At 36.4% G+C, this 20,247-nt stretch carries 15 protein-coding genes and 1 pseudogene; 8 read left to right on the forward strand and 8 right to left on the reverse strand.

Annotation, left to right across the window (positions count from 1 at the left end; genetic code table 11):
* The first annotated feature begins 176 nt into the window (after positions 1-176).
* The 3 genes from A6E06_RS14325 to A6E06_RS14335 all read left to right on the forward strand — a co-directional run bounded on the left by A6E06_RS14325 (position 177) and on the right by A6E06_RS14335 (position 4,240).
* Positions 177-1,571, forward strand: a complete 1,395-nt coding sequence (locus A6E06_RS14325; RefSeq protein ID WP_065591068.1) for a glutamate decarboxylase — start codon at positions 177-179, stop codon at positions 1,569-1,571.
* 241 nt (positions 1,572-1,812) lie between these two features.
* Entirely contained in the window at positions 1,813-3,537 is a 1,725-nt protein-coding gene (locus A6E06_RS14330; RefSeq protein ID WP_369688358.1) for an aspartate:alanine exchanger family transporter, read from the forward strand.
* A 64-nt stretch (positions 3,538-3,601) separates the two neighbouring features.
* Entirely contained in the window at positions 3,602-4,240 is a 639-nt protein-coding gene (locus A6E06_RS14335) for a hypothetical protein (RefSeq protein ID WP_065591066.1), read from the forward strand.
* 502 nt (positions 4,241-4,742) lie between these two features.
* On the opposite strand, the gene A6E06_RS14340 is transcribed toward A6E06_RS14335, so the two are convergent.
* From A6E06_RS14340 to A6E06_RS14370, 8 genes and pseudogenes are all read right to left on the reverse strand, one after another.
* Positions 4,743-5,405 carry a DUF3299 domain-containing protein gene (locus tag A6E06_RS14340; RefSeq protein WP_065591065.1) on the reverse strand — a complete coding sequence of 221 codons (663 nt, stop codon included), beginning with the start codon at positions 5,403-5,405 and terminating at the stop codon, positions 4,743-4,745.
* Between the two features lie 9 nt (positions 5,406-5,414).
* Positions 5,415-6,758, reverse strand: coding sequence for an FtsX-like permease family protein (locus A6E06_RS14345; protein WP_065591064.1), 1,344 nt, complete (start codon positions 6,756-6,758; stop codon positions 5,415-5,417).
* A 2-nt stretch (positions 6,759-6,760) separates the two neighbouring features.
* Positions 6,761-7,450, reverse strand: coding sequence for an ABC transporter ATP-binding protein (locus A6E06_RS14350; RefSeq protein WP_065591063.1), 690 nt, complete (start codon positions 7,448-7,450; stop codon positions 6,761-6,763).
* A 540-nt stretch (positions 7,451-7,990) separates the two neighbouring features.
* A pseudogene (locus A6E06_RS20150) lies at positions 7,991-8,167 on the reverse strand (integrase arm-type DNA-binding domain-containing protein); the annotation flags it as partial.
* 698 nt (positions 8,168-8,865) lie between these two features.
* A complete protein-coding gene (locus tag A6E06_RS14355) occupies positions 8,866-10,668 on the reverse strand; it encodes a hypothetical protein (RefSeq protein WP_065591062.1) in 1,803 nt (600 codons plus the stop codon).
* Positions 10,658-13,027, reverse strand: coding sequence for a polysaccharide lyase 8 family protein (locus A6E06_RS14360; protein ID WP_083190344.1), 2,370 nt, complete (start codon positions 13,025-13,027; stop codon positions 10,658-10,660). Before A6E06_RS14360 ends, A6E06_RS14355 begins: the two co-directional genes overlap by 11 nt.
* Positions 13,028-13,032: 5 nt before the next feature.
* On the reverse strand, positions 13,033-15,420 hold the full coding sequence (locus A6E06_RS14365) for a polysaccharide lyase 8 family protein (RefSeq protein ID WP_065591060.1): 2,388 nt from the start codon (positions 15,418-15,420) through the stop codon (positions 13,033-13,035).
* Positions 15,421-15,429: 9 nt separating this feature from the next.
* Positions 15,430-16,386 (reverse strand): hypothetical protein, encoded by a 957-nt coding sequence (locus tag A6E06_RS14370; RefSeq protein ID WP_065591059.1) that lies wholly within the window; start codon positions 16,384-16,386, stop codon positions 15,430-15,432.
* Positions 16,387-16,808: 422 nt separating this feature from the next.
* Here A6E06_RS14370 and A6E06_RS14375 point away from each other — a divergent pair, with 422 nt between their 5' ends.
* The 5 genes from A6E06_RS14375 to agaF are packed head-to-tail and all read left to right on the forward strand — an operon-like array spanning position 16,809 to position 20,239.
* The gene (locus A6E06_RS14375) at positions 16,809-17,606 is read left to right on the forward strand and encodes a DeoR/GlpR family DNA-binding transcription regulator (protein WP_065591058.1); all 798 of its coding nucleotides are present in this window, start codon (positions 16,809-16,811) and stop codon (positions 17,604-17,606) included.
* Between the two features lie 20 nt (positions 17,607-17,626).
* Positions 17,627-18,115 carry a PTS sugar transporter subunit IIB gene (locus A6E06_RS14380; RefSeq protein ID WP_065591057.1) on the forward strand — a complete coding sequence of 163 codons (489 nt, stop codon included), beginning with the start codon at positions 17,627-17,629 and terminating at the stop codon, positions 18,113-18,115.
* A gap of 11 nt (positions 18,116-18,126) precedes the next feature.
* Positions 18,127-18,897: a PTS N-acetylgalactosamine transporter subunit IIC gene (gene agaW, locus A6E06_RS14385; RefSeq protein ID WP_065591056.1), complete on the forward strand. Its 771-nt coding sequence runs from the start codon at positions 18,127-18,129 to the stop codon at positions 18,895-18,897.
* Positions 18,887-19,789, forward strand: coding sequence for a PTS system mannose/fructose/sorbose family transporter subunit IID (locus tag A6E06_RS14390; protein WP_065591055.1), 903 nt, complete (start codon positions 18,887-18,889; stop codon positions 19,787-19,789). Before agaW ends, A6E06_RS14390 begins: the two co-directional genes overlap by 11 nt.
* 9 nt (positions 19,790-19,798) lie before the next feature.
* Positions 19,799-20,239: a PTS galactosamine/N-acetylgalactosamine transporter subunit IIA gene (gene agaF / locus A6E06_RS14395; protein ID WP_065591054.1), complete on the forward strand. Its 441-nt coding sequence runs from the start codon at positions 19,799-19,801 to the stop codon at positions 20,237-20,239.
* The last annotated feature ends 8 nt before the right edge of the window (positions 20,240-20,247 follow it).

Consider the following 20,247-nt stretch of genomic DNA (forward strand, 5'->3'; position numbering starts at 1 on the left):
TCTTAAGCGATTAACGCCCTACGGTTTTCATTGATAATATTCACAACATGTTCAGACAGCAAGATAACGACAACCTTTATCAACAGATACATACAACAAACTATTCATTATATAACGATTAATCTTTTTATTATGAATGATTAAACAATACAATTTTCATTAAACTGGAGTAATACATGCCTCTTCATTCCAAAAATACAGTACGCGATAATATGCTAGACGATGTTTACGCATCAGAAGACTTATCACTATCAATGCCTAAATATAAAATGCCTGAAAATGAGCATGAACCACGCCATGCTTACCAAGTAGTGCACGATGAATTAATGATGGATGGTAACTCTCGTCAAAATTTAGCTACCTTTTGCCAAACATGGGTTGAAGATGAAATTCATCAATTAATGGATGAATGTCTAGATAAAAATATGATCGACAAAGATGAGTACCCACAAACTGCTGAAATAGAAGCGCGCTGTACACACATACTTGCAGATCTTTGGAATTCACCAGATGCTGAAAATACACTAGGCTGTTCAACAACGGGCTCTAGTGAAGCTGCAATGTTAGGTGGTATGGCACTTAAATGGGCTTGGCGCGAAAAAATGAAAGCACTAGGTAAACCAACTGATAAACCTAACATGGTTTGTGGTCCAGTTCAGGTATGTTGGCATAAATTTGCACGCTACTGGGATATTGAATTACGTGAAATCCCAATGGAAGGCGATCGTCTGATCATGACAGCTGAAGAAGTGATTAAACGTTGTGATGAAAACACCATTGGCGTAGTACCAACACTGGGTGTGACTTTTACTTGTCAATATGAACCAGTAAAAGAAGTTCATGATGCACTTGACCAACTTCAAAAAGACACTGGACTTGATATTCCAATGCATATCGATGGCGCAAGTGGTGCATTCCTAGCCCCATTCTGTGAACCAGAACTTGAGTGGGATTTCCGTTTACCACGTGTTAAATCGATTAATGCTTCAGGTCATAAATTTGGTTTAGCTCCTTTGGGTGTGGGTTGGATTGTTTGGCGTGATGCGAGTGCTCTACATGAAGATCTAATCTTTAATGTTAATTACTTAGGTGGTGATATGCCATGTTTCGCATTGAACTTCTCACGTCCTGGTGGACAGATTGTTGCACAATATTATAACTTTTTACGCCTAGGTAAAGAAGGCTACCGTAAAATCCACAATGCCTGTTACGACACTGCACGTTACTTATCTGATGAGATAGAAAAGCTAGGCCTATTCGATATTATTTACAATGGTCGTGGTGGTATTCCAGCATTAAGTTGGTCTCTAAAAGAAGATATTGACCCAGGCTTTAACCTGTTTGATTTATCGGATCGTATTCGTTCACGTGGTTGGCAAATTGCGGCTTACACAATGCCGCCTAAACGAGAAGATCTCGCTATTATGCGAATCCTAGTACGTCATGGTTTCAGCCGTGACCAAGCAGATTTATTAGTTGAAGATTTAAAACGTTGCATCGATTTCTTTGCTAAGAACCCTATTGTTCACAATAGTAATGCTATTGAATCTGCTGGCTTTAACCACGGTTAACCCCCCTCTTTTTTATCAAGTATTGAGAGTAGGTTGATATTCAACCGACTCTCACATCAAACATATTTCTATCCCGGAGATAATTATGAAAATCACAAAATCGGAGAGCATCTTTACCCCCCTTGCTTCTCTGAAAAACAAATTTGGCTTAAGCCTCCTTATTTTTGTATTAATGGCACTGTTATCTGCTGGTGTAATCGCAGCAGATAGCAGTGCAATTACACAGGACGTCAGTGGCCCAATTGCCTTCCTTTTTACCTATGTTGCAAATAATTCTTTTGTCTTTCTATTTCTATCAATAGCGATCGGTTATCCCTTAGGACAAATCACCATCAAAGGCGTTAATTTAGGCTCTACGGCGGGTACATTGTTAGTCGGTATTGCTATCGCGCTAACCGCATTTTCAGTTTACGGGTTAAATATTGATGCGCCTGGACTTGTGTCAGACATTTTCCTAATGATGTTTATGTACGCTATTGGCATGAAAGTAGGCCCTCAATTTTTCTCAGGGCTAAAAAGCGGTGGTATCGACTTCATCGTTATTGGTCTTATTGTTGTCTTTAGTAACTTCTTAATTGTATTTTTTGGTGCAAAATTACTCGACATGGCACCAGGTTATGCAGCCGGTATTATTTCAGGTAGTTACACCGTAACTGCTGTAATGGGCGTTGCGCAATCGGCACTGTCATCAGGTGCTGTTAACTTACCAGACGGTATGACCATAGACCAAGTTAGCGCAAATATGGCAGCGGGTTATGCAATCACTTATATCTTATCAAGCATATTTATCATCTTACTTATTAAATACTTGCCAGCAATGTCAGGCCGAGATCCTGTAAAAGCGGGTAAAGAAGCGGAAGCTATGTTTGGCGGTGGTGATAGTTCAGAACCCTTACCAGGCACCAGCGGTTTCTCTAATACAGGTCGACTGCCTTTAGATATCCGTGCCTATAACGTAGAACACAAAGAACTGATTGGTAAAAGTGTCATCGACCTATTTCATCAATTTCCACATGCGGCGATCTTAAAAGTAGTGCGTGGTGATGAAGTGATCGATGCTTCGGATAACCCAACATTAAAAATGGGTGACGTTATTGGTGTTCGTGGTAATTATCATGTCCTTATCGAAGGTGGTGATGAAACGGTTGGTACTGAAGTTGATGAGCCTAGAGCGCGTAATGTTGACCTTGAAGTTGCAGATATTCACATTGGTAAATCAGACTATATCGGAAAAACAATTGAAGAAGCGAGTAAAGAAATCGGATTTGGAGTACATCTTAAAGCACTCTTTAGACAGGGTACTCAAATTGCAACACTACCAAAAACAGTACTAGAAACAGGTGATGTACTTCGTTTAGCTGGCTCTGATTGGTGTATTAAGCAAACTGCAACAAAACTTAATAGTGTACCGATTGTTGAAAGTACGGTAACAGAAACAATGTACCTTGCAATCTCACTGCTCATCGGTTTTGTTTGTGGGCATGCAAGTGTTAACTTAGGCGGTATTCCTTTCGCACTAGGTACATCAGCAGGTTGTATGCTAACTGGTATCTTATTCTCTTACTTTAGAACACGTAACCCAAGCTTTGGTGGGCCAATGAGTGAAGGCGCTCGTAGTTTCTTACAAGACATTGGTTTAAGTTTATTTGTTGCAGTATTAGCCGCTTCCGTTGGCCCTAAAATATTATCCTCGTTCCAAGGTACTGTTGTTATCAAAATAGCAGGGCTAGGTCTGTTGGCAGCATTATTACCGCCATTACTTGCTTGGATATATGGTTTAGTGTTCCGCAGAATGAACCCCGCAATTCTAGCTGGCGCTTGTGCTGGAGCACGTAATAGTACACCTGCAATGAAAGGAGCTCAGGATGCATGTCAAAGTGACTTACCAGCTGTCGGATACCCTGTTCCTTATGCTCTAACCTCAATGATTGTATTGATATTAGGCTACCTAAGTATGGTGCTATAACTGATGAAAGCCTTAGATGAAGTGTAAACAATTACATCAATAAGATAGTAATAAGGAATATAAAATGACACCATCTAAGCGCGTCCATTCCATTAACATAGCGGTCAACGTGATGCGTTCACGTTTGACCGTTATTGGTTTTAACATTGCCGTTGCCTCTTTCCAAATAAATCGCCTTTACGGTACATCAAAAGGCATCGATGTAGCACAACAAGCAAGTCCACATATTTCCCTCTTATTAGCTATCGCCCTCTCTATGGCGGCGATGGTTAGTTATATCTATTCTAGTGAATACGATCAAGCTGGCACCTGCACTTCCTGGCATCTTATTGCAGGTGATTTATTAATGTATTGCGGGCTTGCATCCACTTTATCTGGTTTTTTTATCCCAATTGAGCTTATTTTAAGCGTAATGGCAGAGGAAAAACAGGCGTTATCGATACACTTTTCGTCCTTGAAAAATTTAATGTTATTTGTCGGCAGTATCAGCTGGTTTTTAGCCACTTACATAGGACCACTGCATGCAATATCTCATTCACCTTTTCCGAAGAGAACCAATATGGCACTCGCTTTCGGTTATTTTATACTGTTAAGTAGCTTAGGTGTTATTACTGCAACGGCGATGGCAATTGATATGAATGATGCAACAAGCATTTCTATCAACCAGTGGTTAATTGAGTTTTTACAACCAATACGCTGGTAAATATATTTCTTATATTTGTTTATATATCAGCACATCCAGAGAGACTCCTAGGTCGTTAACAGTAACGGCATCCAGAAAGGTATAACTTAATTCGATTGCAAACAACAAAAATATTACAATATTACAATATTATCAATTACTTAACTAGGTGTTGATAAATAAGATTAGCTACAGTATTTGCTACAACCGTTAGAAAGTTACCTTCAAAAAAATTGGCAGAGGTTGCATTAAAATTTTCGACGTATACATGGATTTATGGAGATAATAATATTAAGAGGATATCAACGACGGAAGTCTTACTATTTTCAAAGGTATTAACGAATGATGAAGGGTTATTCAATAAAGAGCACGGGAATAAAAGCAATAAACGCATACACAAATTAAAAAAGCCCTCACTAGCGAGTAGTGAAGGCGATCATAGAAAGGTATTTAACTTTTTTGCGAAAAGGCGATTAGTTGATGCTACTTCACACTCCCTTTCAAACAGCCAACAATCAGGCCGTTAATATTTACTCACATAAGGCTCAACGATTGTATCTTCTAAGCTATATGCCATTTCAATTTGTTTCTGACCATCAACCAAATATAGGTCCTTTTCTTGTGACGTTAAGCGTAATGTTCCGGTAACGCTGACCGCTTCATAAGGCGCTCCGACTGCAAACGGTGTCTTAGTTTTAACTAAGATAATTTGATTTGCATCGGGTACCCCTTCATGCGAACAAGCTCCAAACGTTGGCACTAACAAAAATTCTGAAACCAATCCATCTTCGTAAGTAAGTGCAAGCATATAACCAGCCATTTTAATTGTCTGATCAGCAAATAATCCATTCGTTGAACTCATCGCTTGTTGGCGTTTTTCCATAATAACTAAACGCTGTTCAAAGAGATATTCGATATCAATACTATCTGCTACAAGGCTTTCTTTTGCATCATCAGCTATTTTTAACCTAGCTTCAGACACTTTTTCTGGCGACTCTTTCTGCATCTCTATCACACGCGCAAGCACCGATAAATTATAAATTTGATCCTCTGTTAACGCTTTAAAAGGATCACTATAAGGTTCAACAACTCCTTGTAAATCTTTCCAAGTCACCGCGATAGGCGATGCCGCTTGTACAGCAGAAACGCTGCATAATAAAAATAAACTTAATAATAATTTTTTCATGTGGATACCTTAAAATTTAATACTCATACCATCAGATAATGACGTCTTGTAAATTAACAAACCAGGAATGATTGCAATGACAATTGCACTCACCTGAACACTTAACAGAATCAAACCATCATTTAAATTAAGCCCAGAAATGTCTAAATAAAATCCGAAGTGATTTGCAAGTGGTGCCTGTAATAAAAATAACAAACCGTATAGAAGAATGATGCCAAGTAAAATACCCGATAAACAAACGACTGCGGCTTCTCCTATAATTAGGGAGAAGATATGAACTGGTCTTGCCCCCATTGAACGTAAAATGGCCATTTCACGACGTCGCTCATTAAGGCTCATTAAAATGATGCTTAACATGCCTAATAAGCCAACTAACACAACAAACCCAGAAACAATATTTAAAGCAACTTCCGCTATTGAGAAAAATGCCCACAACTCTTGCAATGCAACTGTCGGGATAATTGCCGATAAAGGTTCTCCGTCATAGTTGTTCACATAATTTTGCATTCCTAATACAACATGTTTCGACTTAAGCCCAACGAAAACAGCATTGATATTCTCTGGTTTAATTTCCATCAAACGTGCAACGCGTTGCTCTTGTGACTCATGGTGCTGATGTCCTTCATGCTCTGCATGTTCATGGTCACTTTCTGAGTGCTGTTCAGCACGAGTATCGATACTATTTTCTGAACTAAGTACACCAAAGTGGCCATCGCTATCAGCATGCATCGCTTCCATCGCTTCCAATGAAATAACTAGCGTTTGATCAATGGCGGTAAACGAAGGAGCAAGCACAGCACCAATATGGAAAGTTATGTTGTCATGATCGTGGCCTTCTATTTCACCGCCACCGTGTGTCATGATTATTTCATCACCAACTTGGTACCCAAGCTTATTAGCGACATCAGAGCCAATGACAGCAGAAAACATATCATTTGAAATATTCCCCGACTGAACGACTAATGACTGTTTATTCGCATAGCTAAAATGCTCAAAGAAAGACAATTCAGTTCCTAATACGGTATAACCTTTGTGAGAATCACCCATCGAAATTGGCACCGCCCACTCAACAGCAGAAGATTTTCTAATATCTTCGAACGAATCGTATTTAATGGTGTTGGTTGTATTACCAATATGAAAAACGGTACTCAATAAAAGTGGCGAAGAAGCCCCTCTTGCACCAACAATTAAATCAGTGCCTGAAATGCTTTTCATAAAACTTATTTTTGTTTCATCTTTTAATGTCTGCACGCCTAGAATCAACGTAATGCTAATGGCAATCGAAAACAGGGTGATTAAAAAAGTTAATTTACGATTGAATAAGCTTTTAAGCGCTAAAGAAAAGATAGCCATAATTACTTCTCCTGCTTAATCTGGTTAATGTCGGTTAAGTTAATGTGATTAAAAAAATGCTTTTTTAGGCTGGTATCATGACTGACAAATATCAGCGTAATATTTTCTTTCTCACATTCATTGAATAAAGTATTAATAAACGCATCTCGATGCCCTGAATCTAATGCTGATGTCGGCTCATCAGCAATGATAATTTCAGGTGAGCCTAACATCGCGCGAGCGGCTGCCACACGCTGTTGCTGACCAACACTTAACTCATTGACGCTACGCTGAAACAGCGCTTGATCGTTTAAACCTAAGGCCTTCAATAGACGTATAGCCTCAATATTCAAGTTTCCACTACGCTGTAATGCTTTTTGTTTTCTTATCGCAGAGAATGAACAAGGTAATATGATGTTATCAATGACGCTTAAGTAGGGAATTAAATTAAATTGCTGGAAAATAAAACCGATATGATCGGCTCTAAAACTGTCCTTTTGACTCGGAGAAAGATCCCTTAAATTCTGCCCAAGGATATTAATATCGCCTTTTTTCGGGCATAACACACCAGCAAATAAATTTAATAACGTACTTTTCCCACTGCCACTTGGACCTTCAATAAATAGATGCTGTCCAGCTTGAATATTTAAACGAAGCCCTTCAATAACATAACTTTTTTCCCAATAAAAACAGAGGTTGTTAATTTCTATCATTAATATCTACCTTAACGTTTTTTAGGTGTTTAAGAACGGCTTAATAAGTCGCGTTGTTAATCGCGTTTACATCTAATAGCAATTCCTTGATGTGGCAGATATTAAAGGTAAAATGCTAAAGCGTTAACTCTCTTAAAGAGGACGAAACCCTTCACAATCTAGCAACTATCATTTTTGTTTTTTATTAGATTATTCTTCAATTACAATACGCAATCCTTCTTCTAAAAAAGCGCCTGCTAGCACAACAGAGTCTTCACCAATAACGATAGCGTTTACAAAGATATAAGGGATACCTGTAGATAATGTTTAGGCTATTCTATTGCTGAGTACCCGTCACTATTTAAGGCTAAAATGGCGATGTATGAATGTATGAATGTATGAATACTACAGAATGAACTTAAATATAAAACCAGTGTAAAGTAAGAGTTCTAGTGGCTAAGCGGTTCTTGCCATGCTTTCTAAGTCAGTTTGTGCCCGAAGCGCCCTAGAAACTATAAATTAATAGCCAATATTACGTAGTCACAACACTACCGTTTCTAACTTACCTTGAGTAAGATTAGCTCGCTTCTTAGTGATTGGTCGCTGGTAATTAAATATCCAAAACTTACTACCGATTGGCTTTACTCGAAGTGCAAGACCATTACCATCACTTAAGTTATATTCTTAATCTTTTAGTTTAACTTGAGCTGCCGTTAAGAACTGTGCTTTTATAGCCATTTGAGCCTCTGAAGTAACCTCGAAAATACGTGATTGAAAAAAGGTTACGAACCGTGTTACTTCAAATCATAGATGTTACAAAACAGAAATAGACAAAAAGCAGCTAGATAATAGATTAGACAGGAATTACAGGCACAAAAAAGCCCACACTAGGTGGGCTCTTTCGTATAATGTGGTCGCTACTGGACTCGATTGTATAACCTATCCATTTGATTTGAAAATAATTATTTAAAGTAGACTTTAAAAGTGTTACTTAGATAAGTTTGTAGTTAATATTAGAAACATTAGTAACGCTACACTATAACTAATTCTATGATTATGATTATGATTATGATTATGATTATGATTGGAATTTATACCAGATCTTCATGATAATCAGCTTTCGGATATCACTTTTTCAATTAACTTTGAAATCCCTTTCTGTACTTCAAGCATGCTTTTTGCTGTCATATAAGCTGGTATTGTTCCTACTTTATTTATATCATACCAAATAATATCTTAAGCCATACTGGACTCAACTATACAACCTATCAATTTAACTACTAACAAATTTAAATCCGCTATTGCTTAATTAGTTCACTATTACATGATACTTATATCATTAACTAAATATTTTAATTCACTCAGATCTAACACTAGGTTTAACGTCAATAGAAATGAGTAAGTTGTACTTCCTAAGAAAGAAGTACAACCCGCAACTATTTCCAACCAATCGCAATATTTTTAAAGCGAATAATCTGATTTTCTTTACCACCAACAGTATGGCGGTAAGAATCAAAGTTAGTAGTAAAACTAACAGTATCTACAAGTTCAGGCTCGACAAGTTGATGCAATACGGTATTAAATTCTTCTCCGTTAAACTTGTTAGGATCCGTTCTAAAATACGTATTATCAGCTAGAACATAATCAATATTACCCAACCCATTACCATCAAACGATATAGTTTGAATGGTTGGATGCCAAATCCCTTTACTCGTATATGATTTACCAATATCTAACCAACTTAAATCTTTATGTGGTGGGTTGCTAAATTTAGCCGCAAAGCGTTTATATTTACTGGTTGAATAACGATGATCTGAGATGACATCCGTTCCGTTAACTAAGCTAATATTTGGCAAGAAAATTAAGTCATTATTAGTTGATGAATCCTTATCTAAAAACACATCATAAGCAATACAGGCTCCAGAAAGAGAGGTATCCGACATAGGGAATGGAACTTTCAAGCTAGAACCATTTTCTGCATCATTAACTGAACCTTGCCCTGCCATATACGTTACTTCAAGAGCTAGTTCTCCACCAAAATCAACAACAGCCATATTACTACGATTCGTATCATAATCAGAAGGTAAACCATTATTATCACCTATCTGCTTTTCAATACCATCAATAAGCGCCTGTCCAGTTAATCCCTTAAGTTTAGAAAGATCTAGATTTCTTGCTTGATTAAATCCTTTCTCAGTACAAGCATTTACTGGTGTGGGTTCAACTGGAACATCTGGCAATGTCACTACTTCATCATTCCAAGCAATAGCTAAATCTTTAATTTGAATAACTTGTTCTTGTAGGGCGCTATCTTGATCTGCACCGTGTTTATAATGACGGTAGAATTCAAATAACGTTGTTAGTTTGTAATTATGAGTGTTATTTATTAAAATCCTATCACTAAACGACCCTGCTTTGGGTGTGATTTGTACTGTGTCGTGCAGAACGGAAATTGACCCATTATCTAATGGCACCCCTGCAAAAAAATCATTCGTTTTAATATTTAATTGAACAATATTCCACGTTTGATTATTGGCTTTTAATGGCTTGCCAAGTTTTTGAAGCTGTTGATTAAATAGATCTTTATTTCCATCCATAAATCTTGTATTCACATAACCATAACGATCAGTAGATAGTTTATAAGTGAATCCACTACCTTCTGCACTTGGCTTGTTTTCAACTAATGGGTCACCACTTGTAAAACCCCCTAAGAAAATATAATCCGGTGATTTAGAAGGACTACCAAAGCCAAGAGATGTACCTAATTTAAACTTATAAGACATTGATGCTTCTTTAACTAAACCATTTGGTAGTTCAATCAGAAAACTAAATCCATTAGTCACTGCATTAGAGCTTGATGGCACACCCACTACACCTTTGTCTATTCTAGTTTCAAGTACATATTTATCACCATTTTGAACTACATTTAAATTTGTTACATCCCATGCATGAGATGTTCCCATCCCCCACTTTGGTGTAATCTTAAACTGACCTGACTTCACGGTTAAGTTAGCATTGAGTTGATCCTCAATTCCTGAAACAAGATCGATTCCACTAAGGCCAGCAAGCTCTTCTAGGTTAGGTACTATTATATTTTTAAAATCACCAATAATTGGTTTGCTACTATCAATCGGAGGTAACGTTGGTATTTTTGGTTTATCTGAACTTTCATTACCGCAACCAGCTAGAGCAAGAGATATACCCATAGCTAAAATATATTTATTCTTATTACTGTTCATTAGTTTTTCCCTTTAATGAAAAAGTATAGGTGTCGCCATATAAATCATTAAGATCAACAGTTAATTTTCTGTCATTTATATAAACGCGATCATGTACATCATCACTTATTACAAATGATGTATTTAACACAAACTTTATTGGTTGCTGCGAGTGCATAGGATCTGAAACTGAAATTTTCATTTCATCTCCTTTTTTCTTTATCATAATAGATAAAGGGGTCAACGCAGTAACCATACCCGCAGAACCTGGTTTCCAAAAATTAGCTGTTAATATATTTAATTTTTTATGATTAACGGCATGTGCAATTGCGTCATTTCGTATAATTTCAATTGCTGATGTCGAACCTTCTTTATTACTAGCGTTTGGAATAATCATATATTGATAACTATCATCGATCATTTCATGATTTATAGATGCAGTCACAAAACAATTAGATAAGGATCCATAACCAGAACCAATATCAGACCAATTACCTTTGTTTTCTTTAATTTCAATTGTTGTGTTATTACTACCTAATACAACATAAGAAATTGGATTAATTTGATTTGTAACTTTTATATCTAAATTTTTAAGTTCTCCTACAAAATTAGGATTGCTAATATAATTAACGTTATTTATTTCAATTTCAGATCCGCATTCTATTTTTCTATTTTCAATAATAGTCCTTGCATTACTGCTACTATTATTTTTAATATTAGACCCTAAGGCAACAATTTCATCATCAAACATAAACCACGATTTTTTAGCTTTTAAAAGATCGCTATAGTTTGTAAAATCAAACCCCGCAACACCGTAACCTTCTAAAGAAGTACCTCCTGACCATTCAATTAGAACTTGTCGTCCATCACGTTGCTCGCTTTTCTGGCCCGAGCAGTTCTCTCTTACCTCTTCAAGAACTGTTGTTCCGGCTAATTGATAGGGGTCTACAACCGCAAAATAACCAGTATAGTGATCACGTTGACCATTATATAAATAGTTCATTCCATCAGATGTATACCACCCCTTTAAATTTTCACCATTAACGCATTCATAGTTACCGACACGGTTTGAGTGCATTGCAATCCCAAATGACCAAGTATCACGATGGTGTACAACCCTATCCATTGCTGGAAATTGATGATGTTCTTTGTGGCGATTCAACAATAAAACGCTATCATCATTCACTATGTTCTGTGCTAATTGATATGTATTAATTGAAGTGACAGAACCAAAATAATCAAGGAAAGTATCATTCAATATTTGAGTTTTAATTAAGGATTTTAGTTTATCTTTATCATTCTCTTTTGCTGATTCAACATACAATAACATTGACTCAATAACAGAATGTCCGATCTTATGATTTTGTCCAGAAACCCTCGATATTGCACGACCGTTAACAAAATCCATCATACGCCCATCAATCATTAAAGGTGAAAATGAATTAAAAATAATAGGATAAATATTATAAAACTTATTAAAAAAAGACATATCGGTCTCTTCAATAGCCCCTAACATCATCCCTAACCCTTTAATTAATTCATTTCCATACGTCCCCGTATATGGAATATCTTTGTGCTGTAAAAATGAATCATCGATATAAAAACCGTCACTATTATCAACGTAATCGATAACAGGAATAATGGCAGCAATAGCAGCTTTAAATTCATTTTCATTATTCTCTAAAACACTACGAATTAATACAACTCGTGCATTATCAATTCTATTTGCTCCAGTTGTTTCAAAAGGTTTTGGACTACTTGAACTTCCAGCCCCCAGTCCTTCACTAAAATGTGTAGGGTTCGGAACAAAATATCGAGTGGCATTAATGTATTGCTTTAATAGTTCATTATTAACATTACTTCCCATTAACAATAAAATATCATTTATATTTTTAGGAATACCAACTTGCCAATTCCACCAATTACCAAACTCTTGTACATCAGTTTTGTAATATTGTTGATTTAATAATTCCAAACTTTCAATAATGATACTATTTAAATCAGCATTTCCTTTAAATTCCCCTCCAGGTAAATTATATACACGAGCCATAGACAACAATCGTTGGTATGTTTTGTGTAATTGATTACCCAATTCATTATTAGGAACATCAAGACGTATATCTGACCACAAACCAGTTCTAGATAAAGTGTGGTCTGCCAACCACACTTTAGTTTGAGAATTAAGCTTGTTAACTACTGTATGTAGCTCGTCATCAAACGGTAGTGATGAATCGCCAATAAAATAACTATTCCACTGTGTACGAAAATCAATAAATTGAATTTCAGATTTTAATGGTTCATTTTTTTCATCTGAACCACCACAACCGGTTAACACACCAACAATTAATGCGATGGTAGTATATTTAAACGATTTCATCATTTATCTTACTTAATGCGTTTTAATGTAAACGTATAACTTGAACCAGCTAAATCAGATAGATCCGCTGAAATTTTATTACTATTTAACGTTATACGACTTTCAATATCAGTCATAATTTCAAACTGACCATCAATAACAAACTTAGTGTTAAACCAACTACGTGTAGGGTCAGATACTGAAATAGTAACTAAACCATTAGTCTCTTTAGTTATAATAGACATGGAAGAGTCCGATTCAATATGACCAGCTTTACCATCATCAAAAAAGTTAGCTGCAAAAATACCCAGTTTGTTATGCATTACTGCTTGAACATCGCTTGTATTAGACACTATGGTTATTGCAGGTATAACTATTGTTTCTTGTTCTGGAATAATTGCATAAGCATATGTACCAAGATCTCCTTTATGCACGATTGTAGCTTCAACAAAACATGCCTCTACAGAACCTTTATTATTACCAATATCAGACCAATCACCAGAACGACATTTTTTAGAAATTGTTATTGGTTGCTCGTCTAAACTCACGTATTGCAGCGGAGCTTTTGAATCACTGTATTTAATTGATAATCGATCTAATTTACCAACAAACTCATTATCTAGGCCTAACACGCTACCATTAACTTTAACGACTGACTCTGAATCAATTTTACGGTTTTCAATCGTAGTAATCGCTTTATTATCGCTTGAATTTTCAATAGCAGACCCTAAAGCAATAATTTCATCATCAAACATGAACCAGGATTTTTTAGCCTTCAGATCACGATTAAAATTAACAAAATCCATACCAGTGACACCGTAACCTTCTAATGCCGCACCACCAGTCCATCCCATTGAACGGTTGCGGCCATCTCGCTGAGTTGAAAGCTGACCAGTACAAATATCTCTTTCAACTAAAAGAGTCGTCGTACCTGCCAACTTATATGGGTCAACTGTTACCCAATAGCCATTTTGATAATGATCTTGCTCATTATACAAATACGTCATTCCATCTGCTGTATGCCAACCTTTTAGGTTTTCATTATTTATACATTCGTAGTTACCAACTCGTTTTGAATGCATTGCAATACCAAAAGACCAATTATTGCGGTGGTGAACAGCTCGATCCATTTCTGCAAATTGTTTATGGAATACAGGCTTATTCACCGTTATATCTTTGGACTTCATCAATGCATGAGCAATTTGATATGAGCTTAAAATGCCAGATCTTTCTAGTCCATTATTTGAATTCACTAATTGAGATTTAATAAAAACTTCGAGTTGCTGTTTATATTCTGGTGGTGCGCCGTCTAAATAGAGCATCATTGCACTTAGAATCGACTGCCCCACTTTATCATTTTGACCATATAAGCGAGAAATAGCACGGCCATTAACCATATCCATCATGCGCCCATCAACCATTAATGGAGCGAAAGATTCTAATAGTAATGGATATATTTTTTGTAAATTAGGATCTGTTGCTTGATATCGTGTATTAGATACCACTCCTAATAACATACCTAAACCTTCGATCATTACCTGTCCATACGTACCACTATAAGGTAAATCTTTATGCTGAATATAAGAGCCGTCCTTATAAAAACCATCGCCCTCTTCTACATAAGGAATGACAGTTGATAGCGCTTCAATTGCCTCTTTGATTTCACTTTCATTATTTTCAAGTAGCCCTCGGATCAGGACAACCTGAGCATTATCGGTACGATTTCCACCTGTAGATTCCCACATTAGAGGCGCACTCGAATACGGAGCTCCATAACCTTCACTTAGATGGGTTGCTCGAGGTACAAAATAACGAGTCGCATCAATATAATTGGCTATAATTTCATAGGGGATATCATCATATAAAATGACTAGTGTATTATTAACAACACGGCTAATTCCTAGCTCCCATTGCCACCAATTACCATACTCTGCAGTACCTACCTGATAATAATGCTCGTTTAGAAACGCCAAACTATCAATGACCATTTCACGTAATTTTGAATCACCTTCAAGCTCTCCGCCTTTTAACTTATATGCACGAGCAAGCGTAAAAATGTGCTGATAAGTCCTATATAACTGAGATCCTAATTGTAAACGACCTTCTGAACTGTCATTATCAAGAGAAACATCTGCCCACAAGCCTTCTTTATTAAGCTGTAAATTTTTAAGTAACTCTAACGCTTCATTATTAATAACGGTAACTTCAGCACTTAACTTTGCATTCATTGGTAAATTAGGATCACCTAAGAAATACGAAGCCCAACGAGTTCGCATCGCAGAAAATGTCTCTTCTTGTGAAGATATATTTATTTGTTGATCCTTGTCATGCGATGTAATTGCCAAAACTGGAGTACTTAACGCACCAAAAATGATAGACATTGACACAGCAAGAACGGATAGATTTAAATTTTTCAAAATATGTCCTTAAAATACGTATTGCATACCAAGCTTTGCAAAGAATTTATTGCGATAAGGCAATGCTTTTACAGTGCCACTTCCACCATCGTAATAACTGTTTTTCTCTTCTTGCCAATACGTTTCATAAATCAAATTCAACTTACCGGAAATCCCCACATTTCCGTAAACACCTGCTCGAGAGTAGTTTTTATCAAGTTCTATCCCCCAGCGTTCAGGGTCATAGTGAGAACGTTCTATAATATTTCGACCCAGACCAATCCGCACAAATGGATTTATAGTTACACGCCCAACCTTTTGGGTATAAACCAAACGAAATTGCCAATAATCAATGTCATAGTTATTTTCAAAGCTATCGAACTCAGTATAAAAGTGTGGCTTTATTGATGAGGTCGTATTAATACGATGAATTAAACCAAATTCATATTCATAACCCCAATCAACATAGTCTTCTGCTTGTGAATCCATCGAACGTTTACCGCGAGCTTGCCCAAGATAGACATGACCATTAGTAAATAATTGATTTGTTGGATTAATAAAATAATCTACTTGTGGATAGGCACGATATTCAACCTCATAACGATCAATATCATATCCGTTGTAGCGAACGCCTACACCAGAACGAAAACGCCATGCACCAAATCTGTCTGATCGCGTGTAATGCATTTCTGCACGCTCTGTCATTGATGTAATTTCATTAGGAAATAAATCAGCATTTATATATTCTTTTTTAAAATATCGTCCCCAGACATTCCATTCATTGTTGTTTGGTGAATGTGAAAAGCGAATATAAGGAACATAAGCAGTCAATTGCTCATACAAATGTTCCTTTCCAGAATCATCTATTTCATTGAAATATTCTTCATATTCCGATCCGACCTCAAACCATGTTCGAGCTGATAGCGGCAATGCAATTGCGGTAGCTGCCAATCCAAGAATGACAACAGTGCAAGCATTAATTCTCATAGTGTTTACCTCTAAATAATACGATCAAGTAAAAATCCCTGACGCTTTCTTTTTTTTCATTATATTCATAAAATTTTTACTTTCTTTCACTTTGATCACAATTTAAGAAACTAAAAGAAAAAAGAATTAAATTACTGTATCATTAAATGATGCTGTATATAGCTTGCTCTATGTCAGTAAACATTATGATTATTCGCCAGGAATTGAGCTAATCAGCAAAATATTGAGTCACACCTCAATGATTTCTACTCATTTAGTGTTAGTAATGAGGCGTTACTGGTATATATCCAGCAGGAAATCATTCAAATATATGATACAAATCACGTATCAATAATGAGAGTGTGAGCTTCATCAAGCTTATTGTAAAAATCAATTGCCGAAATTATCGTCCTACGCCAGACTACAAATGAAAGTGAAAACAAATGAAAATTACATTAAATAGTGATACAACAAAACCGTCATTAGAGAGACGACTCGAAATAGTTAATCTTGTCGGATTAAGAGGAAAATTACATGTTGACGAGCTATCAACCATTTTCCATGTGACAGGAGCCACAATTAGAGCTGACTTAAGATTTCTTGAAAAGAATGGATTTCTAATCAGAGCTCATGGATATGCACTAGTTAACAAAGCTGTACTTTCTCAACTATCTGATAGTAATAAGAAGGCTCAGCAAACCGTTGATTCAAGACTAGATTTCTTTGGTCAAACAGTCGCGAAGTTGCTACAAGAAAATGATTCTATTTTCATCAATAGCAATAAGTTAATTAGACAGTCAATGAGAGCAGTAAAAGACTGGCGTCATTCAAAGGTAGTTAGTAATGATTTGAACTTAGTAAGAACCTTACATGTTCAAAACATACACTTATTTATGACGGGTGGTCGCGTTAACCTTGATCTAATGAAGTTCACAGGTTCACAAATGATAAAAAATGTGAAGAGCCATAGATTTAGCAAGTCATTCATCTTTATTGATGGGTTTAGCTCTTCACAAGGCGTATTTGCTAACAGTGAATCAGACGCTGAGTTAATCAAGACACTACGTGACATATCTGAACAAATTATTGTGATTGCCACTTCAGAATGTTTTGAAAACCATAGCCAATTTTGGGTTTTTGACACGAGCTCAATTGATGCGGTCATCACTGATGAAAATGTGTCTATGGAAGTTTTAGATAATTTAAAATCTAATAACGTAACAATTTTTAAACCAACTTAACTTACTTAAAGGAAAAACAAATGGCTAATATCGTTTTAGCTCGTATTGATGAACGCCTAATTCACGGTCAAATCCGATTACAATGGGGCAAACATTCAGGTGCGAATACTATCATTGTTGCAAATGATGAAATTGCAGGGCTTGAGCCGCTTCAAGGTCCATTCAAAGCTTCTGCCGGTAGTGATTTTGCTGTTCTATTTCGAACTATTCAGCAAACAATAGATAACCTACCTAAAGCAGGGCCAGATCGTAAAATTTTAGTTCTTTGTAAAGATCCAATAGATTTTGCCCGCATCGTTCAAGGTGGTATCAAACTACCTCATATTAACATTGGTAATATGCATTTTCATGAAGGTCGCATTCAAGTTAACAAATATATAAATGTTAACGAAAAAGACATGGAAGCATTTGAAATCCTTAAAGAACATGGTAGCTCGTGCACTGTTCAACACATGCCAGAAAGTGAAAAAGAATGTATTTTCTCACTAACTAAAAACCTAAATATTTAAGGCGAATTAAAATGTTAATGGAAGCTATTTTAGTCGGTATATGGGCCGCATTATGTGGTATTGATAAATTTGATATCTTTACTGGTATTCACAGACCGCTCGTCACAGGTACTGTTGTTGGTTTAATTCTTGGGGACTTACAAACAGGATTAATTGCGGGTGCTACATTTGAACTCGCTTGGTTAGGTCTAGTATCAAATGCTGGCGTTCAACCACCAGATACAACCATCGGCGCAATCGTTGGTACCATGTTCGCAATTAAATTAAACATGACACCTGAAGCTGCTATTGGTATGTCGATCCCTTTTGCTCTTGCAATGCAAACTGCCGTTATTTTCTTATTCACATCTTGTGCACCAATGATGCAAAAAGCGGATCAGTACGCATCTGAACTTAACTTAAAAGGATTAGACAAACTACTTTATTTAGGATTAAGCGCTCGAGCTTTGCTTTACGGCATTGTTGGTTTTAGTGCGATTTTCTTTGGCGTGTCAGGGGCTGAGTTTATTCAAGAATATCTACCAGAAAGTATTGTTAAAGGTATGGCGATTGCCGGTGGCATGATGCCAGCAGTAGGTTTCGCGATGCTACTTCGAACCATGTTCAACATTCAAATATTACCTTACTTCTTTTTAGGATTTATTTGTGCAACTTATTTCGATCTTCCAATTTTAGCTGTCGCTGTAATCTTCACATGTATTGCAGTCCTTGATTATTTAAATAGTAATAAATCAGATTCAAACAATGCTTCTAACACAAAAGGATTTGACGATGAGCTCTAATATTAATATGGATTTGAACGATAACTTCTACCAAGGTCAATCACCTAATAAAGTAAACACTGATACCGAAGTAGATATGAACCATGACACTTATCATGACCAGACAACTAAAAAAGTCATAACTAAGAATGATTTATGGAAAATTGGTTTTCGTGGATTATTAATGGAAGGTAACTTTAACTATAACCGTATGCAAGCGGGTGGTTTCTGTTATTCAATAAGTCCTGCATTAAAAAAGATCCACTCTAACCCAGAGGATCTTAAAAAAGCATTGAAGAACAATCTACAATTTTACAATGCTAACCCAAAAATGTTTACCCTTCCCCTTGGCTTAGCTATTGCAATGGAAGAAAACAAAGAAAAGCCATCGACTATTGCTTCAGTTAAAGCAGCAACCATGGGGTCAGTATCTGGTGTAGGTGATGCATTGGATCACTCTGTTATGCTACCTCTAACATTAGCTATCGGTTGTTCTATTGCTCTACAAGGCAATCCTTTAGGTGTTTTAGTATTCTTTGTTTTATACCAAGCATACCGTATTCCTATGTATTTCTGGTTACTGTTCTTGGGTTATAACGCAGGAGTTTCAGCGTTAGAAAAATTATCAGACCAAGCAGAGAAATTAGGCCGTGCAGCTAATATCGTTGGTTTAGGTGTTATTGGTTCAATGGTAGCAAAATTCGTTAAAGTGAAAACGGATATTGTTCTTGAGGCTGGTGCTGCATCTATCAGCTTACAAACTGGTATGTTCGATAAGATAATGCCAAACATATTACCAATGCTACTGGTTTGGTTAATGTACTACTTTGTTAAAAAAGGTAAATCTCCAACAGTTTTAATTTTTGGTACTTTATTTGCCGGTGTTGGCGGTCATTTACTTGGTATTTTTTAAGGATTAAAGATGATTGGTATTATTGTTTCTGGACACATAAATTTCGCGTCGGGTATGAAATCAGCAGTTGATGCCATTGTTGGTGAACAAAGTTCTATCGAGTTCATTGACTTTGTTTCATCAATTACTACTGAAGAGCTTGAACGTAAAATGATCAACGCTGTTGAGAGAGTAAATAATGGTCAAGGCGTTTTATTTCTGACTGATGTTATCGGGGGTTCTCCTTGTAACCGAGCTGTAGCTATCATGCTCTCTAGAAATGACGTTAAGGTTATTGGGGGTTGTAATCTGCCAATGATTACAAATGCATGTTTTGAACGTGATGATGTGTCATTAGAAGAACTGTCTGAGATCGTCCTAGAGATAGGTCGCTCAACAATGAATGATATGCACCTTGTTATCCAAGAACAAGAAGCAAATACAAGTGACGAATTTAAAGACGCTCTTTAATTACTCAA

The organism is Aliivibrio sp. 1S175 (assembly GCF_001690985.1).
Classification (GTDB): domain Bacteria; phylum Pseudomonadota; class Gammaproteobacteria; order Enterobacterales; family Vibrionaceae; genus Aliivibrio.

What these genes read in the sequence shown, in the direction of transcription:
- A6E06_RS14350 (WP_065591063.1), bottom strand. Translation starts at nt 7,450, where the DNA reads ATGATAGAAATTAACAACCTCTGTTTTTATTGGGAAAAAAGTTATGTT.
- A6E06_RS14325 (WP_065591068.1), top strand. Translation starts at nt 177, where the DNA reads ATGCCTCTTCATTCCAAAAATACAGTACGCGATAATATGCTAGACGAT.
- A6E06_RS14390 (WP_065591055.1), top strand. Translation starts at nt 18,887, where the DNA reads ATGAGCTCTAATATTAATATGGATTTGAACGATAACTTCTACCAAGGT.
- A6E06_RS14355 (WP_065591062.1), bottom strand. Translation starts at nt 10,668, where the DNA reads ATGAACAGTAATAAGAATAAATATATTTTAGCTATGGGTATATCTCTT.
- A6E06_RS14345 (WP_065591064.1), bottom strand. Translation starts at nt 6,758, where the DNA reads ATGGCTATCTTTTCTTTAGCGCTTAAAAGCTTATTCAATCGTAAATTA.
- A6E06_RS14340 (WP_065591065.1), bottom strand. Translation starts at nt 5,405, where the DNA reads ATGAAAAAATTATTATTAAGTTTATTTTTATTATGCAGCGTTTCTGCT.
- A6E06_RS14335 (WP_065591066.1), top strand. Translation starts at nt 3,602, where the DNA reads ATGACACCATCTAAGCGCGTCCATTCCATTAACATAGCGGTCAACGTG.
- A6E06_RS14370 (WP_065591059.1), bottom strand. Translation starts at nt 16,386, where the DNA reads ATGAGAATTAATGCTTGCACTGTTGTCATTCTTGGATTGGCAGCTACC.
- agaW (WP_065591056.1), top strand. Translation starts at nt 18,127, where the DNA reads ATGTTAATGGAAGCTATTTTAGTCGGTATATGGGCCGCATTATGTGGT.
- A6E06_RS14375 (WP_065591058.1), top strand. Translation starts at nt 16,809, where the DNA reads ATGAAAATTACATTAAATAGTGATACAACAAAACCGTCATTAGAGAGA.
- A6E06_RS14360 (WP_083190344.1), bottom strand. Translation starts at nt 13,027, where the DNA reads ATGATGAAATCGTTTAAATATACTACCATCGCATTAATTGTTGGTGTG.
- A6E06_RS14380 (WP_065591057.1), top strand. Translation starts at nt 17,627, where the DNA reads ATGGCTAATATCGTTTTAGCTCGTATTGATGAACGCCTAATTCACGGT.
- agaF (WP_065591054.1), top strand. Translation starts at nt 19,799, where the DNA reads ATGATTGGTATTATTGTTTCTGGACACATAAATTTCGCGTCGGGTATG.